The organism is Neobacillus bataviensis LMG 21833 (genome assembly GCF_000307875.1).
GTDB lineage: Bacteria > Bacillota > Bacilli > Bacillales > Cytobacillaceae > Neobacillus > Neobacillus bataviensis.
Map to the genome: position 1 here is coordinate 1 of NZ_AJLS01000002.1, position 13,388 is coordinate 13,388.

14 protein-coding genes and 1 riboswitch are annotated in these 13,388 nt (G+C 38.5%); of the genes, 3 read left to right on the forward strand and 11 right to left on the reverse strand.

The window, feature by feature from the left end:
- Positions 1–311 (reverse strand): YfhH family protein (locus BABA_RS00010; protein WP_007083045.1); only part of this gene is annotated, 311 nt, incomplete at its 3' end.
- 86 nt (positions 312–397) lie between these two features.
- Here BABA_RS00010 and BABA_RS00015 point away from each other — a divergent pair.
- Positions 398–1,069 (forward strand): SDR family NAD(P)-dependent oxidoreductase, encoded by a 672-nt coding sequence (locus tag BABA_RS00015; protein ID WP_007083046.1) that lies wholly within the window; start codon positions 398–400, stop codon positions 1,067–1,069.
- 9 nt (positions 1,070–1,078) lie between these two features.
- Here BABA_RS00015 and recX read toward each other — a convergent pair whose 3' ends face one another.
- A complete protein-coding gene (gene recX, locus BABA_RS00020; RefSeq protein ID WP_007083047.1) occupies positions 1,079–1,888 on the reverse strand; it encodes a recombination regulator RecX in 810 nt (269 codons plus the stop codon).
- A 171-nt stretch (positions 1,889–2,059) separates the two neighbouring features.
- Between recX and BABA_RS26240 the strand changes: the two genes are divergently transcribed.
- Both BABA_RS26240 and BABA_RS00025 read left to right on the forward strand, forming a co-directional pair.
- On the forward strand, positions 2,060–2,194 hold the full coding sequence (locus BABA_RS26240) for a YfhE family protein (protein ID WP_007083048.1): 135 nt from the start codon (positions 2,060–2,062) through the stop codon (positions 2,192–2,194).
- 109 nt (positions 2,195–2,303) lie between these two features.
- Positions 2,304–2,489, forward strand: a complete 186-nt coding sequence (locus tag BABA_RS00025; RefSeq protein WP_007083049.1) for a YfhD family protein — start codon at positions 2,304–2,306, stop codon at positions 2,487–2,489.
- A 54-nt stretch (positions 2,490–2,543) separates the two neighbouring features.
- Here BABA_RS00025 and BABA_RS00030 read toward each other — a convergent pair whose 3' ends face one another.
- The 9 genes from BABA_RS00030 to BABA_RS00070 form a co-directional block, all read right to left on the reverse strand.
- Entirely contained in the window at positions 2,544–3,224 is a 681-nt protein-coding gene (locus tag BABA_RS00030) for a glycosyltransferase family 2 protein (RefSeq protein ID WP_007083050.1), read from the reverse strand.
- 19 nt (positions 3,225–3,243) lie between these two features.
- Positions 3,244–4,542, reverse strand: coding sequence for a glycosyltransferase family 2 protein (locus BABA_RS00035; RefSeq protein WP_007083051.1), 1,299 nt, complete (start codon positions 4,540–4,542; stop codon positions 3,244–3,246).
- Between the two features lie 180 nt (positions 4,543–4,722).
- Positions 4,723–5,721, reverse strand: coding sequence for a homoserine dehydrogenase (locus BABA_RS00040; RefSeq protein ID WP_040344718.1), 999 nt, complete (start codon positions 5,719–5,721; stop codon positions 4,723–4,725).
- A gap of 68 nt (positions 5,722–5,789) precedes the next feature.
- A riboswitch (SAM riboswitch) is annotated at positions 5,790–5,901 on the reverse strand.
- Between the two features lie 127 nt (positions 5,902–6,028).
- A complete protein-coding gene (locus BABA_RS25895; protein WP_007083053.1) occupies positions 6,029–7,984 on the reverse strand; it encodes a galactosyltransferase-related protein in 1,956 nt (651 codons plus the stop codon).
- 257 nt (positions 7,985–8,241) lie between these two features.
- The gene (locus BABA_RS00050) at positions 8,242–8,919 is read right to left on the reverse strand and encodes a hypothetical protein (protein ID WP_007083054.1); all 678 of its coding nucleotides are present in this window, start codon (positions 8,917–8,919) and stop codon (positions 8,242–8,244) included.
- A 23-nt stretch (positions 8,920–8,942) separates the two neighbouring features.
- Positions 8,943–9,605, reverse strand: coding sequence for a GNAT family N-acetyltransferase (locus BABA_RS00055; protein WP_007083055.1), 663 nt, complete (start codon positions 9,603–9,605; stop codon positions 8,943–8,945).
- 18 nt (positions 9,606–9,623) lie between these two features.
- Positions 9,624–10,481: a carbon-nitrogen hydrolase family protein gene (locus BABA_RS00060; RefSeq protein ID WP_007083056.1), complete on the reverse strand. Its 858-nt coding sequence runs from the start codon at positions 10,479–10,481 to the stop codon at positions 9,624–9,626.
- A 124-nt stretch (positions 10,482–10,605) separates the two neighbouring features.
- Positions 10,606–11,982, reverse strand: coding sequence for an argininosuccinate lyase (gene argH / locus BABA_RS00065; protein WP_007083057.1), 1,377 nt, complete (start codon positions 11,980–11,982; stop codon positions 10,606–10,608).
- A gap of 178 nt (positions 11,983–12,160) precedes the next feature.
- Complete coding sequence (locus BABA_RS00070) at positions 12,161–13,372, reverse strand: argininosuccinate synthase (protein WP_007083058.1); 1,212 nt, start codon at positions 13,370–13,372, stop codon at positions 12,161–12,163.
- Positions 13,373–13,388: the final 16 nt, after the last annotated feature.

A 13,388-nucleotide genomic window follows, 5' to 3' on the forward strand; every position in this document is an offset into this window, starting at 1 on the left:
TTTAACAAGGAGATCGGAAGTGCTTCTTCTTTCCCATCACCCTTTAGCCGGTAGCCCCAAGCAAAAACGCCATTCATATAATCTATTTTAAAATATTGGCCAGGATCCCCTTCGATTTCATAAATTTCTCCAGGTTTAAAAGAATCAGGATTCATTAAATATGCCCTTGCCATTTGCACTTTTCTTTCAAGGACAGCAAACTCATTAACCATCCCTAGTTGCTCGGCTTTCCTCGCCTTTTCTTGAATGACAGCAATTTCTTGTCTTAATTCATGTTCTGACATTGCACTGTAGCGTTTCTCCTGTTGCATCACTTTCACTCCCATTTATCCTTTTATTTTAGTATAGTAATATTTATACAAATAATAAAGGTATAACTTTTAAAGGAGCATATTAAATGAAAACAATGATAATTACGGGAGCCGGTTCAGGATTAGGAAAGGAATTAGCGCTTCTATTTTCACTAAAAGGCTATCACCTTTTATTAACCGGAAGAACTTTGGAAAAATTAACTGCGGTAAAAAAGGAAATTGAAACGATTGGAGGAAAGGCAGATATTCTCCAATTAGATATCCGTAACAATAAGGATGTTGTAAACAAAGTTAAGGAATTAAGCAGGAAATACACGATTTTCGGTTTGGTCAATAACGCGGGGATTGGTCATTTTGGCGCGTTTACGGAAGTAACTGAGCAGCAAATAAACGAAATGATCGATACAAATATCTTAGGGACTATTTTGATGACAAAAGCAATCCTGCCGATGCTGGAACAAAATAATGATGGGCAAATTATCAATATTATCTCCACTGCTGGTTTACGGGGAAAAGTGAATGAGGCTGTGTATGTTGCAAGCAAATTTGCAGTTAGGGGCTTTACGGAAAGCCTGCAAAAAGAATATGAAGGTAGCGGAATTAAGTTTAACGCTGTTTATATGGGCGGCATGAATACCCCTTTTTGGGATGAAAGTGACCATATTAAAGACAAATCCCGCCTTAGATCTGCAAAAGAAATTGCCGAAATCATTATCGGTAGATTGAATCAAGATTCAATTATTATAGAAAACCCATGACAGCTTTCGTCATGAGTTTTCTAGTTCAGCTAGAAACCTTTCAATAAGATCGATTGAAAAACCTTTTCTATATAACGCCTGTTTCATCTTTTGTTGGTATTCATAACCAGTGAATTGTGAAAATTTCCGATTCGCCTTTTCACCTTGAAATCTGATGGCTTCCATTTCCTCATCAGCCTCTTTAGGTAGTTCTGTTTCATTAACGGCAATCGTAATAACTTCAAAGGAATAACCTTTTCTAAGTAGAACATTCTCTAGCTTTTGTTTTAGAATTTTGATGGATTCCTTTGTATTTTTCTGAAAAAACTTTTCACTAATCTTCGTTGCCTTTTCAATCTGCTGCTCTAAAGGAAATTCTTCTAGTGCACGTAGGAGAATGGTCTCTTTCATTCCCTTTTCCTTCAAATCCATTTTGATGACATTAGGGCCTTTGTCGGTCGTATTGGCTTGCGTCCTTACGAAGGCTAATGCAAATTCCTCGTCATTAATGTATTTTTGTGCGGTTAATCTATGTAAGACCTCTTTAATGATCGGTTCGTCTATTTCCTTTTTTACAAGATAATCCCTGATTTCCTTTTCTGCTCTCATTCTTCTTGCCAAATAATTGACGGCAAGGTTGTAGGCCTTGCGAATGTCATCTTGGTATTGAATTTCTAAGAGTGAAAAATCATCAAGCTCCATGCCCTTTTTCAATTGATGCTTGATTAATACATCGCTATCGACACTAAATGCAAATTCCTCACCTTTGCCATAATCCATGAACACATTAAAACGATCTTTATTTTTCTGCTGCGTGGTGATTTTTGTAATAATGGCCAATTCCTTCACCTCAAGCTTACTTTATCATAATTTTCGCAGCTAGTTCGATTTAAAAAATATATTTTCCTTAAATTAGTATCTTTCCTTTCTTTATAGGTAAAAATGGAAATGAGTTTTTTTCTACTTAGCTTGATGACGTTTGACTATTACTTGTTGAAAGGAATGAGCAAAATGGCGGAAAAGAAGAAAAAGGATAGGGATAGAGGTAAGTATACGCTTTCAAGCATGCAGGAAGTTTCTTATCAAAGGGAATTTAAAATGGCGGACCGCGCTGGCGGCTTTCATGACAGAAAAACAAAGCTGTAAATCAATTTAAAGATTTTTCCACTAATGAACCTCTTTCTAACTGTAAAAACTAATAATGAGGAGCTTTTCCGGCTCCTAATTATTTTTACAAATGAAAGGGGTTTTTCTAATGGGTCGTTCACGAGGACAAAGAAGCCGCGATAAAAATAAAGCGTCACTTCCACAAGTACCGAAAAACATGAAATCAGATGGAATTGATGTAGAGTATTCACAAGAATTAGCCGATCATGCAGACTTAGAAGCACAAGCACGTGCCAATGCAGCTAACCAGAGAACGTCTAAGCGCAAAAAATAATATTTTATTTCACCTAAAATGGAAGCAGGTTTGCCCTGCTTCCCAAATTTAGCGTTATTTTTTTGACACGATTGACTCAAAATTATCTGTATAACCGACTAAATCACCCCAACCCATTAAATCTTCATCGGAAATTTTCCAAGTATGTTGGTCTGAGTCATTACGAATGACAGCAAAATGGCGGGGGTCAGTAGAATAAACTTGAAAGCCTTCTTTTTTAGATTGGTCAATAAACCAGTAATCCTCGGCACGATTTACCTTTTCAAAGCGAACATAATAAAATATCTCTTTTCTGAACAATAACGTCGCTCCGGCAACGGTATCCGTAACTGAATTCTCCGTACCTTTCACATGAACTAATGCTTTTTTATTTTTAAAATAAATATAGTAGGAGCTTTTTCCAACAATCGAAACCTGTTTATTTTTAAAAGATTCCATTGAACTTGTAATATATTCAGGTCCGTAATAGTCATCGTCATCAAATTTCGCGATAATCTCATAGCCTGCATTCATTACCCCAAAATTTAAGCAATCACCCAGTGTCGCTTTTTCGTGCAGTTGAAAGACCCGGACATTTGGATAATTCTTAGCCTTTTTGATCCATTTGTCAATATCCATCGAATCCTTATTCAAGATAACAATTAATTCTTTTTCAGGCCAGGTTTGCTGTTGATAATTTTTAAAGACATTATCGATACTCTCTTCTCTTATCGTACACGTTATAATGGAAACCACTTTTTCACTCCTTCAAGTATTAGGAATTTATGACTTGCTTTAAAAAGTTTGCTAAATTGGGATAGCCGCTTAGACTTTTTGTATCATTAAGGAGTTCTTTTCGCTGCTCAGAACTAAAGCCTGCGGCACCTAAGATATTGAAATGACGGATATCAACTTGGAGCATCAGAATGATGGTTTCAAGTATATGGATAAATTTTTCTTGAAATTTTTTAAACTGCTCAGGATTTGATTGTCTAAATGCTTTATATTCTCTTAAAATCTTACTCATCGTCAGTAAATCTGTCAGTCCGGAAAGCTCAAGTCCTAGAATAAGAACATCAACATCATGATGTTTGATGGTAAAAAGGCCAAAGTTTCCAACTGCTTCCTTCCATTTACTTTCCCCAACCGGATGCTCCTGATGGTAAGTAATTACTTTATCGCTGACCATGTAATGGGCGCCCATTTTGTATAACCGATATCCTAATTCCCAATCTTCATAACCATAGTGATAAAACTCTTCATCAAACTCGCCAGCCTGCACAATCAATTCTTTTCTGATCGAGACATTCCCAGTAAGAAAGGCCATCCACGGAAAGGCAAATCCCTGTAAATCTGCACCATAATTTCTTATTATTTGCCGATACCAAGGGAATGCTTTAAACGCAAGATTGCGATAAGTGTTGCGTGCTAAATCACTTTTTTCTAATATTGGATACGGTTCATTACTGGTTCCTTTACGGTTACGGAATCTCGTATATATTTCTTTATTATTTTTTGTTAAGTCAGCAATCGTGTCTACTTTTTGCTCCGAGAAGGCTGGGAAAACACATGAATAAAGTGCATGTGAATGCATCACCCCAGACAATATGACGTTATTCTTGGTTTGATGATGCTTATAATGATTAACAACAAAATCCGGTTCTACAATCATTTCCGCATCTAGAAAAATCAGCAGGGATCCCCTTGCAGAGCGAATGCCTAAATTCCTAACCTTTGCCCTTCCCAGCTTTTTTTTACTATGGATATATTTAAAATGGAATGGCGGCGAATAGTCTTTTAGATTATCAGCCGTTTGATCTGTGGAGGCATCATTAATAAAGATTACTTCCATTTTTGCTAGATTAAAGGTTTGGAGTTCAAGTGAATAGAGGGTAAATAGATTAAGTGGATATTTATTTTGTGATGGAATAATAATACTGACTTCAATATCTTGATTGTCTTTATTTACCGATGATGCACATGTATTGTTACTATTTTGGGGAATTTGCTTCATCTCTTTTTGCGTACTTTCATTTTTAAAACTTTTTGACCATTTAAAGCTGTTTTCTAACATGACGCACCCCTTCATTTTTTGTTTCATGAAATAACTAGTCCCATTGGTCGAGCTTTTACACAATATGATAACCATTTAATTTTGACTAAACTTAAGCCTAGTTTTGTTGTTTTCGTTTACCTTTTTGTTTTGGAGGAACAAAAAAAGAGCCAGAGAGCTCTTTGTTTCTAGATAAATTTTTTAATTTGTTGTTAATGCTCTTAGTCGAAGGGCTGGTTTATTGTTTTTACACACGTAAACCAAATCTTCGATGACAGCACTTGCCGTTGGGAACATTCCAGCACCTGGCCCTTGAAGGGTGATTTCGCCAACAATATCAGATTGAATACTGACAGCATTCTGAACCCCTTCCACATGGTAAAAAGGATGCTCACTACCAATCAGTGCTGGTCTAACGGTAGCTTTAATTTGATCACCCGTTCTGCTAATAGTGGCAATATGTTTATACTTTAACCCTAATTTTTCTGCTGTTTCAATCATTTCACTTGTGATTGCGGTAATCCCTTCCCGCTCCACATCATGCCAATTTGGTTCTTCTCCAAAGGCAATTCTGCTGAGGATCATCGTTTTATAAAAGGCATCGAAGCCTTCAACATCATTTGTTGGATCAGCCTCGGCAAAACCGTTCTCTTGGGCTAACTGCAGTGCTTGTTCAAATGATTGCTTTTTCTCACGCATTTCGGTCAGAATGAAATTTGAAGTCCCATTCAGGATTCCTTGAACCTGTTTAATGCGATTTATATTTAATAATTGTCTTAGTGTTTGAATGACCGGAATCCCACCTGCAACCGTCGCTTCATAGCCAACCGATACATTATTTTCTTCCGCCAGCTCAAGCAGCTCTTCTCCGTGATGAGCAAACATTTCTTTATTTGCTGTAATAATGTGACAGCCCCGCTCAATTGCCTTTTTCAAAAATGAAAAGGGTGGTTCTCTTTCAACGATTGCCTCGACAACAATATCAAGCTGTGGGAGTCTAAGAATTTCTGCAAATTCTGTAGTAACGAGAACATCCTCACTAATATTTCTTGCCTTTTGTGTATTTTTTATTAGAACAGCGGATACCTCCACTTTTTTACCTAATACCGCTGTTAACTCCTCCGCATGCGATTGGATTGTCCGATACACACCTTCTCCAACCGTTCCAAACCCTAGAATTGCCACTTTTATTACAGTCATGGTATCCGCCCCTTTACTTTTTATCAAATAGAAAAAGCCCTCTTCATAAGAAGAGGGCTAGATTCCTCCCCTTATCTTTCAGGTTAGAAATAACCTGCAGGAATTAGCACCTTTTCAAGGAATACCTTGATGGTTGCCGGGCTTCATCGGGCCTAGTCCCTCCGCCGCTCTGGATAAGAGTAAATATTTAAGTGTCATAATTTATTATTAAAGTTCATTTTAGTCGAAACATTTTGAAGTGTCAATAAACTGTGAACCTATATTTTACTTTTTAGTTGAATTTAACATACTCTTTTTTTGTTTCTAACTACTCACTTGTCCAATAACCTAATCTATCACCATATTTACAAATTAATATTGTTGTTCCATCCTCCAGCTGTGTGAGCATTATAGGTTCGACATCCTGATTTATTATGAGAGACGGACCGAACCAAGGATATCCTTTTTGGTTATTTTCCCTCCACCATAATCCAATCCCACCTGAGGCTAATTTACTCACAACCTTAAACTTTCCTGAATTGGTTTCATTCCAAACAGGAGTTCCGGTAACTCCTTTTGCAAATGTTTCACTCTTGTACCATTTTCTCTTTCTCGAATCATGCCAATAATGTGACAAGAAATTGCCAGACCTGACAATTAACTCTTCATTTCCAAATCTACTTGTGATAGGTAAAGAAGGCATGTACGATTCCTGATTATTTTCATACCATGGATATCTTTCACTTCGATATCTTCTAGTATAATATTCTGTTCCAAGATGCTTAATCAATTTTCTTGCTAAATCATTTTTATCACGGTTAATTGGATGAAACAACCAACTATCATGAATATCATTGAAGCAATAAACAATTTCATCTAATGTAAGATATGGACGGTAACGGATCACCATTTCATCTGTATTCAGGGGATATTTTTTGATACGGAATCCTAGTTCCTTTGCCATGTTAACAAAAAATATTTCGTCTGTGCCGAAAGAAATAGTTTTTAGCAGTGCTCTTTTTAGCTTATCCTTTCTTTCCGGATGAAGTAAGGCTTTTACAAGCGATTTGTTGAAAACTTGACCAACATTGAATATTCCATAGAATGGGTTTACATTAAATAAATTCTCCCATCTATTAAGATCCTTCTTTAGTTCATTCCCAATATACCAATCTTCTTCAGGAATCCGGAGTTTTACCGCCATATAATCGGTATCCCTCATTTGTTCCTCTATGAAATCTTCATACCCTTTTCTAATAAATAAGGCATCAGAATCAATATTTATGAGGTACTCATAATCCATCTCCATTTCCTGAAGCCATTCCATAGTCTCAAGAAAATAAATGGTCGTGAATCCCCGCTCCAACTTTCTGCTGGAGGGACATACAGGGACACCTAAATTATCACAAAGGGTGGGGTCATCTCCGCCATTGTACAGAACCATTGAGCTATTGGGACAATAGTTTCTAACATTATCAATTAATTCTTTTACAAGTTCGCGCTGTTCATGAACGAGAATCATAAAGCAAATTTTACCTTTGGAGGAAATTGGGGCCTTATTAGACTGTTTTAACTGAAGAGATTGATTCTTTACGAAAGCATCTTCCCGTTCCTTAATTATTTTTAATGTTTCATACTTATTGCCACTTGCAGAAATATACCGATTCAGCAGCTTTTGGTTATTCTTATTTGTATCAGTGTAAGCAGGCGGGTGCCACAAATGAAATAATTTACCTTCACAATTAACGAATTTTCCGCAAAGTGTATTGACCGCATGGGAAAAGGCGTCATCTTCACCTCCCCAACCGATAAACCGTTCATCAAAACCTCCTACTGCCTCGAAATTTGCCCGCGGAATAACATTTAGTTTTCCGGCGAATCCTTCATAGATCCAGTTAACTTTAACGCAATCATCTATCCCTACAGATAATGGCCACTTCGACTGTTTTCTAAGCAGATATTTTGTTGCTTTATAAGAAATATCGTATATTTCTGTAAATGGAACCACCCATGCTGCTTCTTCAAGTAATTCAATCGCGTCTAAAATAATTTTAGGGTCGTAAACAATATCTGCATCAGCAATAACAAAAATATCCCTCGTTGCCCTTTTCGCAGCTTGGTTTACCGCTTTCGATTTATTAATTTCACTGCCGTTGTATAAACCTAAACATAATTCGGCATCTGGCATTACTGAAGCGTAATATTGTTTTATCCATTTAAAAGCAGCTTCCCTTGGACCATTATCAGTTTGGAAAGGAATGATAATAGAAACATTTTCAAACATACCCATTCTCCCTTATTGCTTATTTGATATCCCGATTCACTTTTTATTACTTGTCCAATCTCATAACAAACCAACCCATTTAATAAACAAGTTAAGTCCTTTACAAGGCAGATGTAACAAAACATAATACTTTATCATATGTTATTTAAAGAATTGGTGATAAGGGAAAAAGCCTAATTATTACTGGGGAGAGAGAGTTTTGGGCAAGCCCGTATAATAAAGAAACCCGCCGATGCGGGCTGCAAAATAGAAACTTTTTAAAGAGGTAAAAGTGGTATGGTCTCTCTTGTATGAATTTGTTCCATCATCTTCAGCCATTCCTTCGGTTTGTTCGGGAGAATAGAATAATAGTTTGACAGGAAATCTCCTACAAGAGATGCTGGCAGTGAAGCGAGTTCATCATCCGATGGCATAAAACAAAGATCAAGGCCACTTACAGGTTCCCCATTGTTTTCCCATGATGGATGTACATAGGAAAAGGAAAGATCAAGCCGTTTATAGCCTAAATGCGACAGAACCTCCCGACGCACATATGGGTCCATTACCTTTACACCACCAAATTCGTGATGTTCCACCCTGTAAGGGTCATAAATTTCCGCAAACATCCCAAACAAGACTGTTTGATTTTCCTTTGCAAGTTGATTTAAATCCTTAAGACGGTTATGTGCTAAAAATCGGCCAAGTCCTAAACCTGGTTTGCTGATAATCGTAAAATCGGTCATGGCAATATTCCAATCAGGATAATATCGATATTCCGTTGCACCAACTACTTGGTCATCATATATGGCAACAAACACCCGGATACCTGGGTCCTCTAATGGTTCTTTCCAAAGGTCATACTCCAATACCTCTTCCGGCGGGAAAATTTCTCCCATTAGTTGATGGAGCTTTTTAAAATTCGGGTCATCTATACTGGTAATTCTTTTATATTCCATTTGCTTTTCTATCCCCTTTCACTTTATTTAAACGGATTCTTCCATTCCATAAGGGCGGCATTGTTACAGGATTCTACATCATCGAGGTAATTTTTAGCGATCCCTATTGGAACACGTCCTGTTCTGAGTAAAAAGCTGATGACAGGATCGTTTGTATCGCCCCTTACGACTTCTGCCAAATACTTTTCAGGAGTCAGTTTGTCAGCCACTTTGTGGTAGCCGGGCATTCGCCCTCCACCTAGCAGCCGTTTGTACCCCTTTTCAATGACTACATGATACATCGCTTGCATCATTAATTTTCCAATTCCTAGTTTACGGTATTTTGGACGGACACTAATATCCACAATATACAATGTATCACCATTTGGATTATGGCTGCGGATATACCCATTGTCGGTGATTTCCTCCCATGAATGGTTGAGATTTTTTGGATCAAAATCGACACAAAGACCTGTTAGCGAACCAGCAAGTTTACCTTCTATTTCGCAGCATAAGGCACCTTCTTGGAAAATGGTAACATGGTTCGTTAATTGCTCTTTGTTCCACCATAATTCCGCTGGAAAAGGGGGTGGAAAGCATTCAGACTGGATTTCAATGAGCTGGTCAAAATCGTCAAGTGTGTAGTTGCGAATGGTTACCTTTACCGGTTGACCTTGGTCATACACATAAAATTCACTTCGATACACGGTTTGATTTCACGCCCCTTATGACCAATCTGTATAGAGGTCAGTTCTGCGGTCACGCCAGGTTGTGACAGAGCCATGTTCTCGAACTTTATATAAAAGTTCTAAATCAAGATCGGCTGTTACGACCATATCGTTATTGATTTCCCCTTCTACTAAAACACCTTTAGGAGGGAATGGGATATCATTCGGGGTAATTATGACAGCTTGCCCAAAATTAGCGCGCATAAAATCAACGGTCGGCAGTGAACCAACTGTTCCTGTTAAGACCACATATACTTGGTTTTCAACAGCACGCGCATGACTTGTATACCGAACACGATGAAACCCATGACGGTCATCTGTACAGGATGGGCAGAAAATGACATCCGCGCCCTTGGCTTTTGCCATGCGGACTATTTCCGGGAATTCAATATCATAGCAGGTAAGAAGGGCGATTTTCCCTTTGACCGTTTCAAATATTTGGAACGAATCCCCTGGAGCCATATTCCACTCGTTCACTTCTGTTGGGGTAATATGGAGCTTGGACTGCTCTCCAATTTTTCCATCCGGATAAAATAAATGAGCGGTATTATAAAGCTTTTCATCCTTATTAATGACATGTGTCCCTGCAATAATATGCATGTTTGTTTGTTTCGCAAAGTTGGAAAATAGTTCGCGGTATTGCTCAGTAAAACTTGGGAGGTCGTCAATCTTTAGGCTCTGCCCTTGGCCGTTACCAATAGATAGGAGCTGGGTGGTAAAGAACTCCGGGAACAGGACAAACTCCGCGCCGAATTCTTCGGCTGTTTTTATGTAATGATCGCATTGTGCGGCGAATTCCTCAAAGGTTTTAATCGTATGCAGATGATACTGCACAACAGATACTCTCAGTTTCATTTTTCTCCCCCAGTTTGTATTCTTTTAATAAAATTATCTAATATTTTTGTATTTAATACAAACTTTTAAGACCTCACGATTAAACAAATAAAGCCCGCTCAAATGGCGGGCATTTTAAAATCAATTATTCTTGCAATTTCCCCTCTGCAAGGGTAATTTGCTTAAGCACCTGTTCGGGCGCTGTTCCGCCAAAGCTGTTTCTGACGGCAACTACGTGCTCGGGAGCCAATACCTGATAAATATCTTCCTCAAATAATGGACTGAACTCTTGATACTCTTCGAAACTTAAATCTAGCAAAAATTTGTTAGATTGAATCGCATACAAGACAATTTTTCCAATCACTTCATGGGCTTCACGGAACGGTAACCCTTTTCTAACCAAGTAATCAGCAATATCTGTCGCATTAGAAAAATCGTTGTTGATTGCCTTACGCATCACGTCTTTTTTAACAGTCATCGTATCAATCATTGGTGCCAACAATTTTAATGAGCCTTCCAGTGTTTCTACTGTGTCAAACATACCTTCCTTATCTTCCTGTAAATCTTTGTTGTAAGCGAGCGGTAAACCTTTTAAAACAGTCAACAAACCAATCAAATTACCATACGCACGGCCTGTTTTCCCTCTAAGCAGCTCGGGCACATCCGGGTTTTTCTTTTGCGGCATAATACTTGAGCCTGTGCAGAAGGAATCATCCAACTCCACAAACTGAAACTCCTGACTTGACCAAATGACCAGTTCCTCAGAAAGTCTTGAAATATGCGTCATAATGATAGAACCAATCGACAAGAATTCCAGAATGAAATCACGGTCACTGACGGCATCCATACTGTTCGGATACACAGTTTCGAACCCGAGCAGCTCAGCCACACGTTCACGGTTAATAGGGAAGGTCGTCCCTGCCAGGGCACCGGAACCGAGCGGAAGCCAATTAATCCGTTTAAGAGAGTCTATCAATCTCTCTTTATCACGTTCGAACATCCAAAAATAGGCCAATACATGATGGGCAAAGGAAACCGGCTGGGCACGCTGCAAGTGTGTATAGCCCGGAATTAATGTTTCCACATTCTCCTTTGCCTGTCCAATCAATGCCTTCTGGACATCTTCAAGTAATTTAATCAGTTCAGTTGTTTTTGTTCGCAAATAAAGGTGCATATCAGTAGCAACTTGGTCGTTTCGGCTGCGTCCCGTATGAAGCTTGCCGCCTACAGAGCCAATTTTTTCAATCAATAGTTTTTCAATATTCATATGAATATCTTCATCTTCCACTAAAAACTCAACCTCTTGATCATCTACCATTTTTTTAATGGATAGGAGGCCATCCTTAATTTTTTCGGCATCCTCCATTGGGATTATGCCGCATTCCCCTAGCATTTGAACATGGGCAAGGCTGCCTGCAATATCCTCTTTTGCTAGTTTTTGATCAAAAGTGATAGAAGCTGTGAATTCCTCGACCAATTTGTTCGTTTCTTTTGTAAAACGTCCGCCCCATAGCTTAGACATGTATGTTTTCTCCCTTCGAACTGGGCTATTTTTAGTATTTTTAAATTATATCGGCGAATTTTAAGTGTATATCGGCGAATTTTTAATTTTATCGGCGAATTGAAAATTTCCATCCAATTAGAAGCATTCCTTTAAGAAGTTTGCCCTCGAATTTCCAACTTCGAGGGCAATGTCCATATTATTTTAGAACCGATTCTTGTTTATTAACCTCTGAATATACTTTCGTTGGTAATCCCCAAAGTTTGATAAAACCAACCGCAGCGTTGTGATCAAAAGCATCGCCTTTTGCATAGGTTGCCAATTCCTCGTTATACAAGCTATACGGCGATTTACGGCCGACAACCGTATGATTTCCTTTATGAAGCTTAACGCGGATTGTACCGGAAACTGTTTTTTGCGTTTCATCAATAAAGGCATCAAGAGCGGATTTTAACGGTGAATACCAAAGACCTTCATAGATAATCTTCGCCATCTGCTGTTCAACCTGCGTTTTAAATTGCGAAACTTCACGAGGTAATGTCAAAAATTCCAATTCTTTATGCGCATTAATTAAAATTAACGCAGCCGGATTTTCGTACACTTCACGTGATTTAATTCCTACTAATCTATTTTCAATATGATCGATTCGTCCAACCCCGTGCTTACCGCCAAGCTCGTTTAGTGTTTCTATTAATTGAACTAATGGTAGTTGTTCACCATTCAGGGCAACAGGGACACCTTGTTCAAATTCAATTTCCATATATTCCGCTGCATCCGGTGTTAATTCAATCGGATTCGTCCAATCGAAAGCTGCTTCCGGTGCCTCTGCCCATGGATCTTCAAGAACTCCTGCCTCACAAGCACGCCCCCAGATGTTAGCATCAATCGAAAATGGATTGTCTAAATCAACAGGGATTGGAATGCCGTTTTCTTCGGCATAGGCAATTTCTTCATCACGGGTCATGCCCCATTCACGTACAGGAGCTACCACTTTTAAACTTGGATTTAACGCTTGGATCGACACTTCAAAACGAACCTGATCATTCCCTTTTCCGGTACAGCCGTGGGCAACAGCTGCGGCTCCCTCTTTTTCCGCAACCTCTACTAATAATTTTGAAATTAGCGGTCGAGAAAGGGCAGAGGAAAGTGGGTACTTTCCTTCATATAAACAATTAGCTTTCAAAGCGGGAAGAATATATTCCTTCGCTAATAATTCCTTTGCATCCACGATATAAGCTTTAACGGCACCAACATTCAGTGCTTTAGTTTTAATCGCCTCTAGATCCTTACCTTCTCCAACATCAAGACCTAAAGCAATGACATCATAGCCGTATTTTTCCTGAATCCATTTTACTGATACGGATGTATCTAAACCGCCTGAGTATGCTAAAACTATTTTTTCTTTCGTCATTTTCTATTCTCCTTGC